The following is an 18,536-nucleotide window of genomic DNA, read 5'->3' as shown; positions in this document are numbered from 1 at the left end:
TAGAAGGTTGCGGGTCACTCAATCGTTAATCGTTAATCAATAATCGGCAATCGTTAATCAATCCCTCTGCGTCTCCTCTGTGTTCTCTGCGGTTAAACATTGGCGCGTTTCCCGGCATCGTGATATTCGGAGGCGGGGGTTTTTTCTATTGATGTTGAAGCCCGATGGGCTAGGGATTTTGCGGCTCTTTCTATCCTTCATTCCATCTATCCTTCAATCCATCTAGCTGTCCTTGGAAGCAGGAGGAACGACTATGTGGCATTCCCCTGCTAACCGCAGACATGTAATATTGCTTAGTACGCGTCGTTACGAACCATTTTCTTCGAATCGTAAGGCGCAGGATCGCCGCCCAGGTATTTGTGGAACCACTCCAGGTGGGCATTATAATACAAGGGCATCGACTTCACGGTATTTGGCCAGTGTCCGTCGTTCTTAAGAATAATCAGGCGCGACGGAATATTGAGCGTTTGCAGCGTGGTGTAATACTGAATGCTCTGGGTGTAGGGTACACGGAAGTCGCGTTGTCCGGTGATGACCAAGGTTGGAGTCGAGAAATTCTTCGCATAGAATGATGGTGAAAACTTCGCATACAGATCCGAGTTCCAGGGCTGTCCTTCCAGTTCGAAAGTCGGGAACCAAACTTCCTCGGTTGCTCCCCACATCGAGCGCAGGTCGTAAACACCCATCATCGAAGCCAGGCATTTAAACCGTTTGGTGTGCCCTTGGAACCAATCCATCATATACCCGCCATACGACCAGCCCATGGCACCCATTCGGGTTGAATCGACGTAACTTAGTTGAGCAAGTTGGTCGGTCACTTTCATCAGGTCTTGAAAGACCTTTCCACCCCAGTCGCCGGAGATTGCGCGGGTAAATGCCTGGCCGTAGCCGGTTGATCCGTGTGGGTTGGGGAAAGCAACAATGTAGCCTGAGCCTGGGTAAACCTGCCAGTCGCCGCGGAACGAATCCATCCACTGCGATTGCGGACCACCATGAACATTCAGCACCAACGGATATTTCTTCGACGGATCGAAGTTGTGCGGTTTCACAAGGAAGTACTCAACGGAGTCACCGGCAGCTCCTTTTACCCACATGGCTTTAGCAGGACGAATGTCAACTTGTTCTGCTAACTCGGTATTTAACGATGTTAGTTGCTTCTCCTGTTTGTTTTTTAGGTTCATCCGGAAAATTTCGTACGGCTGTCCCACCGTGCTCGAACGGTAGTAAACATGGCCTTGTTGATCCAGGGTAAAACTAAGTAGAGATCGGGGACCGGAAACCGCTTCTATTTTTTGTTTCTTCAGGTCGATATGGAAGAGTGGCTCATATCCTTTTTCCGATGAGTTGAAGTAAATCGAGCGTGAATCGTCTGCCCAGGCAAAATCGTTGATCCAGTTATTCCAATCACCGCTGATGATTTTCTTTTCACCGGTTTCGCGGTTGTACAGGGCCAGCTTAAACAAAGCCGACTCATAACCCGGAATCAACTGGGTACGGTAAGCAATGTATTTTCCGTCGGGTGAATACTCGGGGCTTCCGTCCCAGGCTTCATTGTCGTCGGTGAGGTTTTGGGCTTTCCCACCGGTTACGGGTACGATAAACAAATCGGCATTGGTGGTTGCTTCGTGGTGATGATCGTGGTTGGAAACATAGCAAAGCTCTTTGCTGTCGGGTGAAAAGTTGTAGCCTACACCGCCACCCAGCATGAAAACGGGTGAGACGTTATTTCCCGGAGTCAGATCCTTGTAGCTTTGATCCTCAAGGTTAAACAGCAGGATGTGCATACATTTCTCAGTGGTGTATTCAGTCCAGTGACGAAATAACAAGCTATCAGCCAATACCGCCTGAACAGGTCCGTTGGCCATCAGGGAGTCGGCGCGGGCATTGGCTTCACTGTCGGCTCCGTATTCGGGAAACACTTCGGCCGAGAAAGCGATTAATTTGCCATCGGGCGAGAGTACCGGGGCTTGTACGCCCATCGAAAAGTCGGTTATCTGTGTTGTTACTTTCGTGTCGAATGAGTAGGCAAACACCTGTGGCGCACCATCATTAGACGACAGGAAATAGAGGATTTTCCCGGATGGATCCCAAAAGGGGCTGGAGCTTTTGCCATTATCGGTGATCTGAATTTGATTGTCACCATCAGTCGACATCAGGAAGATGTCGGTGTAGGACTTACCGGCTTTGAAGTCGGAACGGCTAACCGAATAGGCCAGTTGGTTGCCGTCGGGCGAGATGACCGGGCCTCCGGGCATTTTCAGTTTGTAAAGGTCATCGATGCTAAAAGCTCGTTTTTCGCTAAATGCATTCACATAAACCAGGGCGGTTAATAGAATGGATAGAAGTAAATGCTTCATGTTAACAGTTTAAAGGATTAATTTGCTGTGGACAGCTAAAAAGTATCAGTTAAAGTTAACAAAAGCCGGTTTTTTCGGTTCACAATGTTTGTTAAAGCTTTTCAGGCAATGGCAATCTAAAGGTCGAAAACGGGGATGCAGTCGCAACCTTTTAGTTCCCCTTTTTCAAACTTCTCGATCATTTCGCCGGCAATGCTGGTATTATTCGGAACATTGGGAAGTTGTCCCCGGGAGAACCAGCCTGCCTCGACAATCTCTTTGTTATCGATGACGATGGGTTGCCGGTCATCGGCTTCAGCAATAAAACCAACCATCAGTGATCCGGACATGGGCCAGGGTTGACTTTTGTAATAGTGCAATTTGGTGATTTCCAATCCAACTTCTTCCATGATTTCGCGCCGAACAGCTTGCTCCAGCGTCTCACCAACGTCTACATAACCGGCAATTAAAGCGAAACGATTGTTTGTGAAGCTGGCATTTCGGGCCAGCAGGATTTTATCGTCGCACAGAATTGCAGTAATCACTGCCGGCGATATTTTAGGGAAAACCATGTTTTTACAGGAAGGGCACACGATAGCACGTTCGTCGCTTTTATGCTGCATGGGCGATCCGCATTTTCCACAGAACTTGTTCTGCTTATACCAGTTCATCAGTTGAAAGGCCGCAAGCGATGTCCAAGCAAGCTCGGGCTGATCCAGCGCCCGCATGAAGTTCATATCTTTAAAGTCAAAATCGGCCGAATTTGTCTCAGGCTTTTCTGCAATCAAAAAGCAAGAAGCTTCGTTGAGCGAAAATAAGAAGGTCGCTGATTGAGTCGATAGGGAAGGGAAATCCTTCCTCTTCGGAATCAGAAACTGCTCACCGACGGTCTTTACCAGCAGTTGATTATTTTCAAAGTAAAACAGCCAATCAGAGTCAGCAACAAGCTGGTTGGCTTTATATTGGTTGTCGAACTGATGTGGAAAGATGTCCTGGATCATAGTATTGAAATGACTTTGATTTGACGATAAGAATTCCAAAATTAGTCAACACGAACCCTCGTTGTTATTCACAAAGCAGGATTGAGCAGCTATTTAAACAAGACTTCAGAAACGGCTGTTATTTCCCTCGTGTGATTGACTTGGTAACAATAAAGCAACCTACGGCTGAATAATGGTGATGGCCGATTGTTTCGTTCGCCTATTACTATCTTTGTGTTTTGGAAAATTAGGATATGAGCAGAGGAAAAATTGTCGATATGACACAGGGGCCGATAACGGCACAGATTGTCAATTATATTGTACCGCTGATTATCGGTAATTTATGCATCCTGACTTATAACATCGCCGATTCCATCATCGTTGGTCGCTTTGTAGGCACCGATGCCTTAGCGGCCTTAGGTGCAGCCAGCCCAATCATGAATATCATGCTTTTTCTGATGGTTGGCATTTGCCTGGGGATGTCTATCCTGATGGGGCATTTCTTTGGCTCAGGTGATATTCCCAAACTGAAACGCGAGATTTCCACTTCGATGATTGCAGGAGGGGCTTTTACACTCTTTATTGTGATCATGGGTTTGCTCTTTTCACGTGACATTTTGTGGTTGATGCGTACCCCGGCCAATATTCTTGGTGATGCAACAAGCTACCTGCAGATCATTTTCGGAGGGCTGGCCTTTTCATTTATCTACAACATCTACGCTTCTACTTTGCGAAGCATGGGGAACTCCAGTGCCTCGCTTTATTTTCTGATTATTTCGGCCGTCTTGAATATTCTGATGGATATTCTTTTGGTGGCTGTCTGGAAATTCGGAATTCGGGGAGCTGCTGTGGCAACTGTAATTGCAGAGTTGTTGTCGGCTGTTTTTTGTATGGTGTATGTGCATCAGAGATTCCCGATTCTGAAGTTTGCCCGTCACGAGTTTGTCTTCGACTGGAGCCTGTTCCGGCAAACAGTTAGCTTTAGTGCAACGGCTGCTATGCAACAAATTACCTTGCAAATTGGGAAGTTTCTCATCCAGGGGGCGGTCAACCCGTTGGGCGTATATACGATCGGGGCCTTTAATGCGGTCACCCGCATCGACGATCTGATCATGGTGGTGCAGCAAAATATCGGTCATGGAACAACCGGCTTTATGGCGCAAAATCATGGTGCAGGGAAAGTCGACCGCATGCGAAAGGGGTTTCTTGTTGGTTTGAAACTCGTCCTGGCCTACACGGCGGTGCTCATGGTTCCGGTGTTCATTTTTGCGCCCCAGCTCGTTGGTGCATTCGTGAGCGATAAAGATCCTCAATTTATTAGCGAGGGGGTTGACTATCTTCGGATTATGGCTTTTCTTTATTTGTTGCCGGGGATTACCAACCTGATACAGGGTTATTTTCGTGGAATCGGCAGGTTGAAGGTCACCTTGGGAGCTACCTTTTCCCAAATGGTTGGTCGGGTTGTGGCGGCTTATGCACTGGCCCAGTTCCTGGGCATGAAAGGTTTCGCTTTGGCTTGTCTGGCCGGATGGATTTGTATGCTGACTTATGAATTACCGATCTTCCGCAAGTCGTGGCTGAAGATAACGGCTCTGGCCAGGTAGGCACATTAGCCTTGCGATTTTCGGATGTCTTTCTTCTTTTTATCTTTGAGGCAACCTAAATCATTATTCCGTGAAGTATACTTATTTATTTGTGGTTCTGGCTTTGCTGGCTTCAGCCTGCAGTCGGCCCGAAAGAACCAGTGTATCGTTAGTGCCGTATCCGGCACAGTTAGAAACAGTCCGCGGGCAGTTTGAATTACAGCCGGGGACACAACTTGTTGTTAATGACAACGGGAAGTTTGGAGGCGAAGTTGATCAGTTGCAACAGCTGATGCAGAAAGCTTTGGGACAGGTACTTTCAACTGAAAAAGGAGACAACAGGATCGAAGTATTGCAGTCGGATACCTTTGCTGTTCCCGAATCCTACGCCATCAATATCACATCGAAAAAGATTTCATTGGCAGCAGGCGACGGGGCAGGGATCTTTTATGCGATAGAAACCCTTCGGCAATTGTTGCCTCCGTCCATTGAGAAAGGAGAATCACCAGGAACTTACCAATTGCCGGACCTACGTATTTACGACAAGCCACGGTTTGGCTGGCGGGGAATGCATCTGGATGTATCGCGCCACTTCTTCTCCATCGATTACCTCAAGCGTTATGTCGATCGGTTGGCCTTGTATAAGTTGAATAAACTTCACCTGCACCTGACTGATGACCAGGGCTGGCGGATTGAAATCAAGAAATATCCGCAGTTGACAGAGCAGGGGGCCTGGCGAACGTTCAATGCTCAGGATTCGGTTTGTATTAAAAAGTCCAAAGAGGACAGTATTTATGCTCTCGATCCGCAGCATATTCAAATGCGGGATGGTGTTCCTTATTACGGTGGTTATTACACGCAGGACCAGTTGCGCGACCTGGTCAAGTATGCACAGAACCGACACGTGGAGATTATCCCCGAGATAGACATGCCGGGGCATATGATGGCTGCCATTAATATTTTTCCGAAACTGTCAACAACAGGTAAGTCAGCCTGGGGGAAGGTGTTTTCCACACCGCTAAACCCGGTGAGCGAGGATACTTATACGTTTGTTGAGAATGTTCTGAATGAGGTCGTCGATATCTTCCCTTCAAAATACATCCATATTGGTGCCGACGAAGTAGAGAAACATAGTTGGGAGGAGTCGAAGGCTTGTCACCGGTTCATGAAAAAGCATGGCATCAGCGACTTAAATCATCTGCAGGGCTATTTTGTCAATCGTGTGGCGAAGTTCCTGCAAGCCAAAGGCAAAGAAGTGGTTGTTTGGGACGATGCGCTGGAAGGTGGAATCGACTCGTCGCTGCATGTGATGTACTGGCGGAATTGGGTCGCCGGTGTTCCCGAGAAAGTGGTGAATAACGGCAACGATTTGATTTTGACTCCCGGAGATCCCTTGTATTTCTCCCGGCCTGACACGCGACTGTTTAGCGTTTACAATATGAAGTTGTATGGTTCAAAGTTCCCGATGGATAAAGTTGATCAGATCAAAGGCCTTCAGGCTTGCGTTTGGTCTGAAACGGTCCCTTCGGAGCAAGTTGCCGATCAGTTGATTTTTCCCCGTGCACTGGCTTTGGCTGAGCGTGCCTGGACGGACAGCAGTCGGTTGAATTGGGATTCCTTCAAACTACGCGTTAAAGAACAGTTGAAACGGTTGGATCAGCTGGGCGTGAACTACTATTATAAGCCAACCTCCGAGTTGCTGCCGTTTATGGATGTGGATACCCTTCAGCACCGGATAGGGATAACCTTCGAAAGTGAAATCAGTCAACCAACTATTTACTACACCACTGACGGATCGCAGCCAACAACAAATTCGAATTTGTATCACGGCCAGTTCTTTGTAACCGGAAGTGCATCAATTTGTGCAGCCGTGTTTAAGGATGGAAAACTCACGGAGCCCGTATTGCATAAACAGGTGGACTACCATAAAGCGATTGGAAAGCCGGTGAGCTACCAGACTCCCTGGAACCCGGCTTACCCGGCAGGCGATGCCGGCGCCTTAACCGATGGGCTTCGTGGCGGTGACAGCTACAACGATGGTATGTGGCAGGGCTTTACCAACGATCTGGATGTGACCGTTGATCTTGGCAAAGTGGAGACATTAAGCTCGTTCTCGGCTACATTTATGCAGATTACTGGTCCGGGCGTGTTTATGCCCGATTATGTTGAGGTTGCTGTTTCGGAAGACGGGCAGAAATACAAAAAGGTTTTGCACCTTGGCAATGACATCTCACCGGAAGAGAAAAAGTTGGTGTTTAAAAACTTTTCAGGCACCTTGCAGGGTGAAAAGGCTCGCTATGTGAGAGTCTTTGCGCGCAACGGGAAAAAGGCCTTCCTGTTTGTCGACGAGTTGGTGATTAACTAAGCAAGTCCGATCATATTTTGAAGAGGGAGGACCCGTCGGAGTATGGCGGATCCTTCCTCTTTCATTGTATGCCGCTTGATCGTTGTTTTTGGGGGTTGAGCTATTGCATTAGGTGTAGCAACTAAAAGGTATTTTACAGAATAAATCCTAACTTTAGAGCTGTTGACTAACTTGTTTCACCCTCAAACCCAAAATAGATGAAATTTTCAAAAGCCTTCAAGCTGCTCGCTGCTCTTGCCGTTTGTGTAGCTATTAGCACTTCGTGTACAACCGAACAATCATCCGTTTATCAAACTTACCCGGCTAATGGCGGAGTGGAAATTAGCCCCGATACGCATTTGAAGATTACTTTTAAAAGTGTTCCTGAAGTTGGTACGACTGGGATGATCCGCGTTTACGACTGGGAGACTGATGCTTTGGTTGATTCGCTGGATCTGAGTATTCCTCCCGGTCCTACTGAACCGTGGAAAAACCCGGAAGCTGATTACACAGCGGTTCCCTACGATTACAAATCGGGAAATTTCACCAATGCCAATACAAAGCCCGGAACACCTTCGGGGACAGCTATGCCGACGCCTGATAATTACCAGTTGACGATCATCGGCGGCTTTACCGACGGCTTTCATTTTTATCCCATTATCGTGCACGACTCAACAGCTACGATCTACCTGCATCATAACCTGCTTCAGTACAACAAGCGCTATTATGTGTTGATGGATAGCACGGTGATCCGCACTTCGGATCAGGAATTCAAAGGAGTCTATGCTAAGTCGGGTTGGAATTTCACAACGCGTGAACAGAAACCGGATCTTTCGGCGAAGCGGTTGGTCGTGGATGATCAGGGGAAGGGTGATTTTAATACACTGCAGGGGGCTTTGGATTATATTCCTGATCATAGTGCGGACACCATCACCATCTTCCTGAAAAATGGTTTGTATGAAGAGCTGATCTATTTTCGCAATAAATCGAACCTGATTATTCAGGGAGAAAGTCGCGATCGTGTGATTGTACAATATGCCAACAGTGAAGTTTTCAACCCGCATCCGTGGAATGTGAAGACCAACGAGTGGCCGGGGACTTTCCCGTCGCGCAGGGCTGCTTTTACAATCGACAATTGCTCCAATATTCAGCTGATGGATCTGACAGTGAAGACGCTTTTGGAGGGACAGGCTGAAGGTTTGCTGATCAACGGAGATCGAATTCAGGTTCGCAATGTATTTCTTGTTGGTTCTGGTGATGCTCTGCAAACCAACGGTCCGGCTTATTTCGAGAATGTAACGATTGATGGCGGTGGCGACATGGTTCTGGGGCGTGGCCCGGCATTCTTTAAAGATTGCGAATTCTACTCACCCGGTCCCTTTATGTGGATCCGGAATACCAAGGCCAACCATGGCAATGTGTTTGTTAATTGTCGTTTCCATGGAACTCGTGAAGGCGGAAGTGTTTTTGCCCGTGCTCCGACCAACCAGGGGAAATACGGCTATCCATATGCTGAAGCGGTTTTGATTAATTGTGCCATCGGAAATATAAGCCCCGAAGGATGGGGACCGGTTGGGGAAGATACCAAAGATCTGCACTACTGGGAGTTCAACAGCATAAATATTGCAGATGGTACGCCTGCTGATGTCTCTCAACGCGCTGCTTACTCGAAACAGTTAAGCTTACCGAAAGATAAAGCGCTGCTTACTGATTACTCGAACCCATCCTATATTCTGGGTGGCTGGAGTCCGGTTTCGATGAATTAAGATGGAATGGAGTCCCTAGTTGTTTTGGATGTATTCGGAGGGACGCATGCCTGTGTAGCGCATAAAAATATTGCTAAACGACGAAGGACTTTCATAGCCAACAAGCAAGGAAACGGTTTCAATGCTGAGACTTTTCTCAGCTAGTAACTCCATTGCTTTTACAAGCCTGATCGATTGAAGGTATTCGGTAAAGTTGATATCTTCTTTTTGGAATAATCGGCTGAGTGAGCGCGGGCTAAAGCCAAATTTGTCTGCGAGGCCATTCAGCGTAATCTTTTCTTCCAGGTGATCGCGCATGTAATCCATGACCGTTGTTAACCGTTTATTTCCGGCTTGCACAAATCCCAGCATGGGTGGTTTGCGTCTGAGGCTTAGATCGGGAAGGATAGCTTTGAAAGCCTGCAGAAATTCGAAACGTCCGTATTGAGACTCATCGATGTGCCCGTTCCACTGTATGGCATAGTGGATCATCTCATGAAGCAACTTATTGACGGCATGGACTCCCATGTTATTATAAAAGTCACCGGAAGACTGTTCACGATCAAAGTAGATGGTAAACATGATGATCTGCGTGTTGTTAGTCCAAACCCGGTGCTCGGTATGGCGGGGAATCCAAATGAAATGTTCTACCGGAAGGAATAGCCGGTTAGTTCGGGTTTCAACATGCAGTGTTCCTTTTTGTGCATATACAAACTGATCTTTGTTGTGCTGGTGAAAAGGTGTGTCGATTTCTGATTGCTCTGAAGTAGAACAATATGCGCCGGACTGAAAGGACTCTACTGCGGGTAATACATCTTCGTAATTGGAATGCATAGGTGGCTGTTTTTAACCAGATCATGACAAAGATAGCGAAAGTGGCGCATTTGAACAGATAGTTGGCCGATTTGGTTAAAAGGTTAACGAGGAGAGGCTTTACCTTTGTGGTGAATATTTAAAGAGGAATTGAGTATGAAGGATTTTTTAGGATCACACTTTATTTACACCTATGAAAATGGTTGGGAGTATGAGTTTTACATCAAAAATGTAAACACGGTCGATTATCGTATTCATAGCGGTATGGTTGCCGGACGTTGGGTACGCGACCAGCATGCAGACATTGTAAAGCTGGCAGAAGGTGTTTATAAAGTTACCTGGACCGAACCAACCGGCACTGATGTCGCCCTTAATTTTATGCCTGATCAAAAACGAATTCATGGTGTGATCTTTTTCCCGAAGTGGGTTCACGAGCATCCGGAAATCACTGTTTGCTTTCAAAATGATCATATCGCATTGATGGAAGAAAGCCGTGAGAAGTATGAAACTTATCCGAAGTATGTCGTACCGGAATTCGCAGATATTACCTATGAAAAGAATGAAGGAATTAACAACGAAAAAGTTATTTCCGAAGCACCTTATGACGGCATGACAAATGATATTCGCTCCGGTAAATTGTCGTTTAGCAAATAACAGTAAACCAACTAGATAAATCAGGTGATTGCGGTTATTGTTTGGAGCAATAACCATCGTGACTCATTGAGCTTCTGCCCTAATATTGTTTGGGGCGGGCTTGATGAGTTTTTTAATGAATGATAACACAAAACCAATCGATGAAAAAAAATAATCTCCTACTTAGACTGATAACCTTTCTTATTGGTCTTTTTATAATGGCTTTCGGTGTTGCCTTGTCGGTGAAAGCCAATTTGGGTGTGTCACCTATTTCCTGTATCCCCTATATCTACAGTGTGCAATTCCCTTTAACTATGGGAACGACAACCATCATTTTTAATGCACTGCTCATTTTAGCTCAGATAGCCGTTCTTCAGAAGAACTATAGACCGATTCAGTTGATCCAGCTTCCCTTCGTTTTTATTTTTGGCTTCTTCATCGATTTTACACTTTATCTGACCTCCGGAATTCATGCAAACAACTATATAATGCAGGCAGTCTTGTGTCTGATCAGTTGCGTGGTTATGGGCTTTGGTGTTTTTCTGGAAGTGAAGGCAGGAATTACTTATCTGCCGGGGGAAGGACTGGCTTTGGCTATTGCAGAAACAATTAAAAAGGAGTTTGGTAAATGTAAAATAAGTGTCGATAGCGGGATGGTAATTATTGGTGCAATAAGTTCGCTTGTACTTTTGCATAGTCTGCAAGGTGTTCGTGAAGGGACTATTCTGGCAGCTCTTGCGGTAGGTTTTCTTGCTCGGGTGTTTAGTCGTGGATTGCCGGTGGTTGATGTTTGGCTTGGCAACACCACAGCTGCTGTTGCTGTCAATCCTGAGGAGACCGGATCCATTTCGGAGTCTCGTCTGGTTATTACGATCTCGCGTGAGTTCGGTAGTGGTGGACATGAAATTGGACAACAACTGGCCCAACGTTTGGGTATTGCTTTCTACGATAGGAAGTTAATTGAGATGACTGCTAAGCAAAGTGGTTTTACGCCGGAATATATCGAAGAACACGAACAAAAGCTGGCCAATAATTTGCTTTACGATTTATATGAACAGGAATATGCCTATGTGGATGAGAAGAAACCGCCTCTGGAAGCTTTGTTCCTGGTGCAAAGTAAAATCATTCGGGAAATTAGCAGGAAGGAGCCCTGTGTGATTGTTGGTCGGTGTGCCAATTTTATTCTGAAAGATCAACCGGGAGTTTTTAACGTTTTTATTCATGCCAGTAATGAGTTTCGCCAAAACCGGGCTGTGGAGGAATACGGGGTTGAAGGCACACTGGCGAATAAGGTATTGGAACGAATCGACAGGGAACGTTCGAATTATTGCTGGCACTATACCAATAAAGTTTGGAATGATGCAACCAGCTATCATTTAACCATCGACAGCTCTTTACTGGGTATAGATCGGGCAGTCGAGCTAATAGCCGATACCCTGGCAACATCGGATAAAAGAGTTCGGGCTTAGGAGAATTTGGAGATCCAGAGGTCGTTCCATTGAATTAACGATAGCTTCACTATTCGGCAGTAATCTGATAAAGCATAAGTCTTATTTTTGCCGAAATTTTCTACGATGGATCAGAATAAATTAAAGGGACATCTGGCAATGATAGCTGCCAACATCTCGTGGGGACTCATGGCTCCGCTATCGAAGATTGTCATGGGTGACCCATTGGTCAATCCTTGGATGCTGGTGTCATTCCGGGTGATTGGCGCAGCTGTGGCATTTTGGATCGCCTCTCTCTTTGTTAAGCGTGAACGTGTGCCTCTGGCCGATTTAAAACTGCTGGCATTGGCTGCCTTGCTTGGGATCATCATGAATCAAGGGGTGTTCATCTTTGGCGTTTCCCTGACCTCGCCCATTAATGCTTCCATTGTAACGACTACCTTGCCTATTGTTACCATGATTATTGCCGCCATGTACCTTAAAGAACCGATTACCTGGGTGAAATTTGCCGGTATTCTTGTTGGTGCTTCCGGCGCTCTCTTGTTAATATTGAGTAGTGCCACTGCCGGAGGTGCTGTAAACAGTCGTGAAAGCCTTATGGGCATCGGCCTTTGTTTGTTAGCTCAAGTCAGCTATGCCAGCTATTTTGTTTTGTTCAAAAACTCGATCAGCAAATATCACCCGATCACGCAAATGAAATGGATGTTTCTGTTTGCTTCCATCATTTATTTGCCGTTAAACCTTCCCCAGGTGGTTTCTACAGATTTCAGTGCCGTACCGATGAGCATTGTGGGCGACATAGCCTTTGTTGTTTTCGGTGCTACTTTCCTTTCTTACCTGATGATTCCGATTGGTCAAAAGTTCCTGCGACCTACTGTTGCAACCATGTATAACAACGTGCAGCCGGTGGTGGCTTCGTTTGCGGCGGTATTTTGGCAGCTCGATACCTTTGGCTGGAGAAAAGGGATGGCGATTGTTTTGGTGTTTGTCGGGGTTTACATTGTTACGAAGAGTAAGTCCAGAGGTGAATCAGCTATTCCTGCAGAGGAACCCAAATTGAAGCCACAGTTTGAGACTATCCGAAACCGTAAAAATTGATTTTGACGGATAGGCTCTTTATGCCGATAGCCTTGTACAAAAGGATTCCCCGGATTCGTTTTATTTTTATTCGTTGGAAATGGACGAGTTGGTAACCTTACATCTCACGAGCCTTGTCAGCACGAATTGCCAGGAAGGTGAATATGAGGGATAGCAGGCAGCTGGTAAAAATAACCAATGCGGTTGAGCTTAGAATATTGCCCAAGCCGACAAGTGGCGATACGATACTTCCGGACAGGAAAGGGAGAAATCCTAAGATTGCTGAGGCTGCACCACTGTTTCTTCGTTCCATATCGAGTGCCAGCGATGAGGTTGTTGGAAGGATGATTCCTAAAGCAACCATCTGGCAGAAAATGACCAGTTCAAAAAGGGCTAAGCCTCCATCAAAGAATAAAATCAACGAAAGTAAACTGCCTAAAACAAACAGGCTGATTCCGCCAATTGTCAATGATTTCTGAATCCGGAAGAAGGTAGCCACCCGGCTGCCCAGCATAATTCCAAATGAGTTGATGGCAAAACAAAGGCTGTAGCTGATTGGCCCCAGTTTGTAATGATCCTGAAAGATAAAGGGAGATGATGAGATGTAGCCGAACAGAAAACCCGTTGCCGTTGTTTGACTCAGCACATAGAGCATAAACTGTTTGTTTCTTAGTATTGGACCAAAATTACGAAAGGTGGCAAGAATATTTCCTTTGGCCCGTTTCTCTGGGACTAGGGATTCCTTCAGATACAAGTTGGAGATGAACAGGATGAATCCCAGGATTAGTAAGACGATGAAAATACCTTGCCAGTTGGTAAACTTGATCGTGATTCCGCCAAAAACAGGAGCCGCTATTGGCCCAAGGCCGTTAACCACCATCAACATGGAGAAAAAATTGGTCAAGTCTTTTCCTTTGTAAAGGTCGGCTGCTACCGATTTGGAGACAACCACGCCTCCGGATCCGGCTATTCCCTGGATGAAACGGAAAACAATAAAGAGTTCGATTGTTGGAGAAACAATACAGGCCATGGTTGAAATCATAAACAATCCAAGAGATCCTAGAATTGCGGGTTTCCTCCCATATTTATCACTCAGCGGACCGACAAACAGTTGTCCTAACCCTAAGCCGAGCATACTCGAGGTTAAGCTTAACTGAACCATTGAGGCGGAGGTTTTGAAATAATCGGTAATTGATGGGAATCCTGGAAGGTAGAAGTCGGTAACAAAGGGACCGAAAGCCGATAGCATGCCCATTATTACCAACAGGTAAGCTCTGGAGTTTTTCTGATGATACATTGAATTGTTTTCTCTTATCCTTCAAAATTAAACAGAACAACGAGGTCTTTTTTTCTTGAGAACGATAATTTTCTGAAAGTACAAAAGAGGTAATATTTACTTCAGATTTGTCATTTTTTATTCATTTTAATACCTGGTTAAAGGCCTCGAATAATGAATGGAAAAGATTCTTCGATCTGTTAACTTTTCAGAATGAATACGGACTTGGCTTATTTTAGCCTGTAAAAAGTCGTCGGATTTTGATATATTGAGAACGCACTATACGAAAAGCATAAGTTCTTTTCCATTTTCAAATCGATTCAATAACTGAATCACAATTAATTTGCATTGTTATGGATCTTACGTATCTCGATCATCTTGAGCCCTTTCTGGAACAAATTCAGCCGATGGAGCTGAAGCCTACCGGTGCTGTTCCATCATACAAGCGGGATGAAACGATTAAAGCACTTATTTTTGATATTTACGGAACACTCATTATTTCTGCTTCAGGCGATATTATGCAGGCCGGTTACGATGCCTCGATGTTTAAACGTGCGTTGGATGCTTCCGGCTTTGAAACACTTGTTCCGGACGACGAGTTAATGGGAATCCATCAATTGTTTGAAGAAGAAGTTACCAACGGAAAAGCTGAGGCGAAAGACGCAGGAACCCCTTTCCCCGAACTCAATATTGTTGAAATTTGGCGAAAAACGCTTACACGGGCTGAAGAGCAAGGGATTATAAAAGGAATGGATAAAGCCGATTTACGCTTGTTCACCTTCATTTTTGAGTTAAGCAGTAACCAGGTTTGGCCAATGCCGAAAATGAAGGAAGCTATTGATGGATTAAGGGCGAAAGGCTATCCGCTGGGCATTGTTTCCAATGCTCAGTTCTATACTCCGGTAATGATGAATTACTTCTTTTCCGGAAAGATCCATGGCGAAGAGTTTTTGGATGGATTCGAAAAGGATCTTTCAATTTTTAGCTATAAAATGTTGAAAGGGAAACCGGATCCGGCTGTTTATGAAGCTCTGGTTGAGCCGCTGGCTAAGCGTGGTCTGAAACCACAGGATGTATTGTACGTAGGGAATGACATGTTGAAAGATATGTATGCCTCTCAGCAGATTGGATTTAAGACCTGTTTTTATGCCGGCGACATGCGTGCTTACCGGTTGCGGAAGGATCACCCGGAGGCTTCGAAAACCAAGCCTGATTATGTGATTACCGAGCTGCAACAGTTACTTGAAATTGTATAAACATTAACCTAATAAAGAACCGAATATGGGCGATTTTCACCAAAACGGAAGTATTACCACCTTGCACAACCTAAATTATTCAACCCTGGAATATTTGGAGAAACGGCTGGTAAAATACTCCAAAAACCGAAAGATGGGCTTGATTATTCCGGCTTTGTATACCGAGTTGGAAAAGCCGGCTTTAAAGCACATTGTTGACACGCTGCAAGAAGTACCTTACCTGACAGAGATCACAATTGGGCTGGATCAGGCCAATAAGAAACAATTTCAACATGCCAAGCAATATTTTGCTGGGCTGGACACTGAAAAATGTCGGTGCCGTGTTTTGTGGAACGACGGACCGAGGATGATGGAATTGCGCAAGTTATTCGAGGAAAAGAAAATCTTTATCGGTGATCCCGGGAAAGGGCGCAATGTTTGGCTGTGCTTTGGTTATATGATTGCATCGGGTCGCTCGGAGGCTGTTGCCCTGCACGATGCAGATGTAATAACCTACGACCGCGAAATGCTGGCCCGCTTGTTATATCCGGTTGCTGATCCGACTTTTAACTATAAATTTTGTAAGGGATTTTATTATCGTTCAGACGGTATAAAGCTGAATGGACGTGTTACTCGGTTAATGGTTACTCCACTTATTCGTTCACTGAAAAAGGTCTTCCCTGCAAACGATTATCTCGACTTTTTGGATCACTTCCGTTATATCTTGGCCGGTGAATTTTCAATGCGAGCGGATATTTTAAAGACGGTTCGTATTCCATCAGACTGGGGACTGGAAATCGGAATCCTCTCGGAAGTTCAAAGGAATAATGCCATCAACCGGATTTGTCAGGTTGAAATTGCCGATGCTTACGATCATAAACACCAGGATGAGTCGAACAGCGATCCTACAAAAGGTTTGTCGAAAATGAGTTTCGATATTGCCCGTAGCATTTTTGCTAAACTGGCTACGCAGGGATCGGTATTCAGCAAAGGTGTTGTGCGAACGGTTAAAGCAGTATACCTGCGTTTGGCACTCGACATGGTTGAGCAATATGCAGCCGACGCAGCTATCAATGGCCTAGGGATGGATCGCCACAAAGAGGAACAGTCGGTTGATATGTTTGCACAAAATATTTATCGTGCCGGAATCGATTTTCTCGATAATCCGGATTTGATTCCGTTCATTCCGTCGTGGAAAAGGGTCATTGATGCCATTCCTGATGTGTTGGAACGTTTCAATGACATTGTGGAAACTGACTATAACGAAGTTTAGACCTGACCAACGAAAACCAACAGCATAAACCAATTCTGAATCGAGCAATTAGTAATAAATAAACGGTAATCAGAAGATGGACATTCGTACGAAATCGAAAATCAGAAACCGGTTACACCGGATTTATAAGAAGACCCTCACAGAAGATTGGATCAACGACTTGTGTGAATTTATTGATGAGCGTAAAAACCAAACGCCACGTAAACGTCCGGGCTGGGATGAAAAACAGGTTTTCCTGATCACTTATGGGGATATGGTCCATGCCAAAGGAGAAGCGCCCTTGCAAACCTTGCGGCGTTTTGCCCTGGATAAGCTGAAGGGGATGATCTCGACGATTCATATTCTTCCGTTCTTCCCGTATAGCTCCGACGATGGTTTTTCAGTTATGGATTTTTATGCCGTTAATCCCGAGCTCGGTGATTGGGATGATGTTGAAAAGTTAGAGGAAGATTTTATCCTGATGGCCGATCTGGTAGCTAACCATGCTAGCAGTAAGGGTGTTTGGTTTAAGCAGTTTAAAGAAGGTCTGGAACCTGGGAAAGATTACTTCTTTGTGCCGCCAGTCGATTTTGATACGTCGAAGGTGATTCGTCCGCGAAGTACGCCTTTGCTGGCATCGGTTTCAACAGCCAATGGCCCCAAGGAGGTTTGGACAACTTTCAGTGCCGACCAGGTCGATTTGGACTATTCCAACCCGGAACTCTTGAAAGAGATGCTCAATGTCTTCCTTTTCTACATGGCCAAAGGCATTCGGGTTGTTCGGCTCGATGCAATTGCTTTTTTATGGAAAGCTTCGGGGACAGCGTGTATGCACGAACACGAAACGCATGAAATTGTTAGCCTTTTCCGTGACGTAATGGATTATTGCTATCCCGGAGCATTGTTACTGACTGAAACAAATGTACCGCACCGCGAAAATATTACCTATTTCGGGTTGGGCGACGAGGCTCACCTGATTTACCAGTTTGCTCTGCCGCCTTTGTTGTTACATGCTTTGCACACCGGGAATGGTTCTTATTTAACCAACTGGGCTAAAGAATTGAACGATCCGCGTCGTGGAACGACTTACCTTAATTTTACATCGTCGCACGATGGCATTGGTGTTCGTCCGCTGGAAGGAATTATGCCGGATGAGGAAAAACTGCCGATGATTGAAAAGCTCAAAGAGTTTGGTGCGCGGGTAACAACACGCCAGTTAGGCGATAAACATGTTCCCTATGAAATAAATGTGACTTATTTTGATGCGTTGAAAGGAACCAAAGATGGGGAGGACGAGTTCCAGGTAAAACGGTTCTTGTTGTCACAAACAATCATGTTATCGTTGCAAGGAGTTCCGGCCTTCTATTTTCTAAACCTGTTCGGAATCCCCAACGATTATGAAAATCTGGAGGATACGGGAATAAATCGTTCCATCAACCGACGCAAGTTTAGCCTGGAAGAGTTGAATGATTTATTGCACAACGAACCCCGACATGCTTCCATTTTAGCCGAGTTGAATAAGCGCACCGGTATCAGGCGTAATATGGAGGCTTTCTCACCCGAAACACAGCAGTTGGTCATCGATCTGGGAAATGAGTTCTTCTGTATTTTGCGGAAATCATTCCATATGGAAGAGTCTCTTGTTTGTTTGTATAACCTAACCAGTAAAAAACAAACAGCGATATTGCCTGCCGGTCTTATGGAGTTTTGCCGCGACATGTTGACTTGGGAATTGGTAAACCCAGAGGCGATTGAGATGAAACCTTATCAGAGTTTGTGGTTGCGCACGCGTTTTATGTTTTAAATCGAATTGA

13 protein-coding genes are annotated in these 18,536 nt (G+C 45.5%); 9 read left to right on the top strand and 4 right to left on the bottom strand.

What is annotated here, in order from left to right; all coding sequences use genetic code 11:
• Positions 1–293: 293 nt before the first annotated feature.
• On the bottom strand, positions 294–2,357 hold the full coding sequence (locus AC37HE_RS13605; protein WP_500783398.1) for an alpha/beta hydrolase family protein: 2,064 nt from the start codon (positions 2,355–2,357) through the stop codon (positions 294–296).
• Positions 2,358–2,473: 116 nt separating this feature from the next.
• On the bottom strand, positions 2,474–3,337 hold the full coding sequence (gene nudC / locus AC37HE_RS13600; protein WP_500783397.1) for an NAD(+) diphosphatase: 864 nt from the start codon (positions 3,335–3,337) through the stop codon (positions 2,474–2,476).
• A gap of 233 nt (positions 3,338–3,570) precedes the next feature.
• Between nudC and AC37HE_RS13595 the strand changes: the two genes are divergently transcribed.
• From AC37HE_RS13595 to AC37HE_RS13585, 3 genes are all read left to right on the top strand, one after another.
• Positions 3,571–4,920 (top strand): MATE family efflux transporter, encoded by a 1,350-nt coding sequence (locus AC37HE_RS13595; RefSeq protein WP_500783396.1) that lies wholly within the window; start codon positions 3,571–3,573, stop codon positions 4,918–4,920.
• 70 nt (positions 4,921–4,990) lie between these two features.
• The gene (locus AC37HE_RS13590) at positions 4,991–7,264 is read left to right on the top strand and encodes a glycoside hydrolase family 20 protein (protein WP_500783395.1); all 2,274 of its coding nucleotides are present in this window, start codon (positions 4,991–4,993) and stop codon (positions 7,262–7,264) included.
• A 197-nt stretch (positions 7,265–7,461) separates the two neighbouring features.
• Positions 7,462–9,009 (top strand): pectinesterase family protein, encoded by a 1,548-nt coding sequence (locus AC37HE_RS13585; protein WP_500783394.1) that lies wholly within the window; start codon positions 7,462–7,464, stop codon positions 9,007–9,009.
• Between the two features lie 15 nt (positions 9,010–9,024).
• On the opposite strand, the gene AC37HE_RS13580 is transcribed toward AC37HE_RS13585, so the two are convergent.
• Positions 9,025–9,822 (bottom strand): helix-turn-helix domain-containing protein, encoded by a 798-nt coding sequence (locus tag AC37HE_RS13580; RefSeq protein ID WP_500783393.1) that lies wholly within the window; start codon positions 9,820–9,822, stop codon positions 9,025–9,027.
• 135 nt (positions 9,823–9,957) lie between these two features.
• Here AC37HE_RS13580 and padC point away from each other — a divergent pair, with 135 nt between their 5' ends.
• The 3 genes from padC to AC37HE_RS13565 all read left to right on the top strand — a co-directional run bounded on the left by padC (position 9,958) and on the right by AC37HE_RS13565 (position 12,980).
• Complete coding sequence (padC, locus tag AC37HE_RS13575; RefSeq protein ID WP_500783392.1) at positions 9,958–10,455, top strand: phenolic acid decarboxylase; 498 nt, start codon at positions 9,958–9,960, stop codon at positions 10,453–10,455.
• A 140-nt stretch (positions 10,456–10,595) separates the two neighbouring features.
• Positions 10,596–11,903, top strand: coding sequence for a DUF6198 family protein (locus AC37HE_RS13570; protein ID WP_500783391.1), 1,308 nt, complete (start codon positions 10,596–10,598; stop codon positions 11,901–11,903).
• Positions 11,904–12,008: 105 nt separating this feature from the next.
• Entirely contained in the window at positions 12,009–12,980 is a 972-nt protein-coding gene (locus AC37HE_RS13565) for a DMT family transporter (RefSeq protein ID WP_500783390.1), read from the top strand.
• Between the two features lie 97 nt (positions 12,981–13,077).
• On the opposite strand, the gene AC37HE_RS13560 is transcribed toward AC37HE_RS13565, so the two are convergent.
• Positions 13,078–14,256, bottom strand: coding sequence for a multidrug effflux MFS transporter (locus AC37HE_RS13560; protein WP_500783389.1), 1,179 nt, complete (start codon positions 14,254–14,256; stop codon positions 13,078–13,080).
• A 332-nt stretch (positions 14,257–14,588) separates the two neighbouring features.
• On the opposite strand from AC37HE_RS13560, the gene AC37HE_RS13555 reads away from it, so the two are divergent.
• The 3 genes from AC37HE_RS13555 to AC37HE_RS13545 all read left to right on the top strand — a co-directional run bounded on the left by AC37HE_RS13555 (position 14,589) and on the right by AC37HE_RS13545 (position 18,526).
• Positions 14,589–15,491 (top strand): HAD family hydrolase, encoded by a 903-nt coding sequence (locus AC37HE_RS13555; protein ID WP_500783388.1) that lies wholly within the window; start codon positions 14,589–14,591, stop codon positions 15,489–15,491.
• A gap of 25 nt (positions 15,492–15,516) precedes the next feature.
• Complete coding sequence (locus tag AC37HE_RS13550; protein ID WP_500783387.1) at positions 15,517–16,743, top strand: glycosyltransferase family protein; 1,227 nt, start codon at positions 15,517–15,519, stop codon at positions 16,741–16,743.
• A 76-nt stretch (positions 16,744–16,819) separates the two neighbouring features.
• Positions 16,820–18,526, top strand: a complete 1,707-nt coding sequence (locus AC37HE_RS13545) for a sugar phosphorylase (protein WP_500783386.1) — start codon at positions 16,820–16,822, stop codon at positions 18,524–18,526.
• Positions 18,527–18,536 lie beyond the last annotated feature (10 nt).

The sequence above is a fragment of the Mangrovibacterium sp. genome (genome assembly GCF_059905295.1).
Note: the sequence above shows the minus strand (reverse complement) of the source record. Positions and strands in the feature narration are given on the sequence as shown.

Excerpts from the sequence above, each read along its gene's own strand:
- AC37HE_RS13605 (WP_500783398.1), bottom strand. The coding sequence starts at position 2,357 with ATGAAGCATTTACTTCTATCCATTCTATTAACCGCCCTGGTTTATGTG.
- nudC (WP_500783397.1), bottom strand. The coding sequence starts at position 3,337 with ATGATCCAGGACATCTTTCCACATCAGTTCGACAACCAATATAAAGCC.
- AC37HE_RS13595 (WP_500783396.1), top strand. The coding sequence starts at position 3,571 with ATGAGCAGAGGAAAAATTGTCGATATGACACAGGGGCCGATAACGGCA.
- AC37HE_RS13585 (WP_500783394.1), top strand. The coding sequence starts at position 7,462 with ATGAAATTTTCAAAAGCCTTCAAGCTGCTCGCTGCTCTTGCCGTTTGT.
- AC37HE_RS13580 (WP_500783393.1), bottom strand. The coding sequence starts at position 9,822 with ATGCATTCCAATTACGAAGATGTATTACCCGCAGTAGAGTCCTTTCAG.
- padC (WP_500783392.1), top strand. The coding sequence starts at position 9,958 with ATGAAGGATTTTTTAGGATCACACTTTATTTACACCTATGAAAATGGT.
- AC37HE_RS13570 (WP_500783391.1), top strand. The coding sequence starts at position 10,596 with ATGAAAAAAAATAATCTCCTACTTAGACTGATAACCTTTCTTATTGGT.
- AC37HE_RS13565 (WP_500783390.1), top strand. The coding sequence starts at position 12,009 with ATGGATCAGAATAAATTAAAGGGACATCTGGCAATGATAGCTGCCAAC.
- AC37HE_RS13560 (WP_500783389.1), bottom strand. The coding sequence starts at position 14,256 with ATGTATCATCAGAAAAACTCCAGAGCTTACCTGTTGGTAATAATGGGC.
- AC37HE_RS13555 (WP_500783388.1), top strand. The coding sequence starts at position 14,589 with ATGGATCTTACGTATCTCGATCATCTTGAGCCCTTTCTGGAACAAATT.
- AC37HE_RS13550 (WP_500783387.1), top strand. The coding sequence starts at position 15,517 with ATGGGCGATTTTCACCAAAACGGAAGTATTACCACCTTGCACAACCTA.
- AC37HE_RS13545 (WP_500783386.1), top strand. The coding sequence starts at position 16,820 with ATGGACATTCGTACGAAATCGAAAATCAGAAACCGGTTACACCGGATT.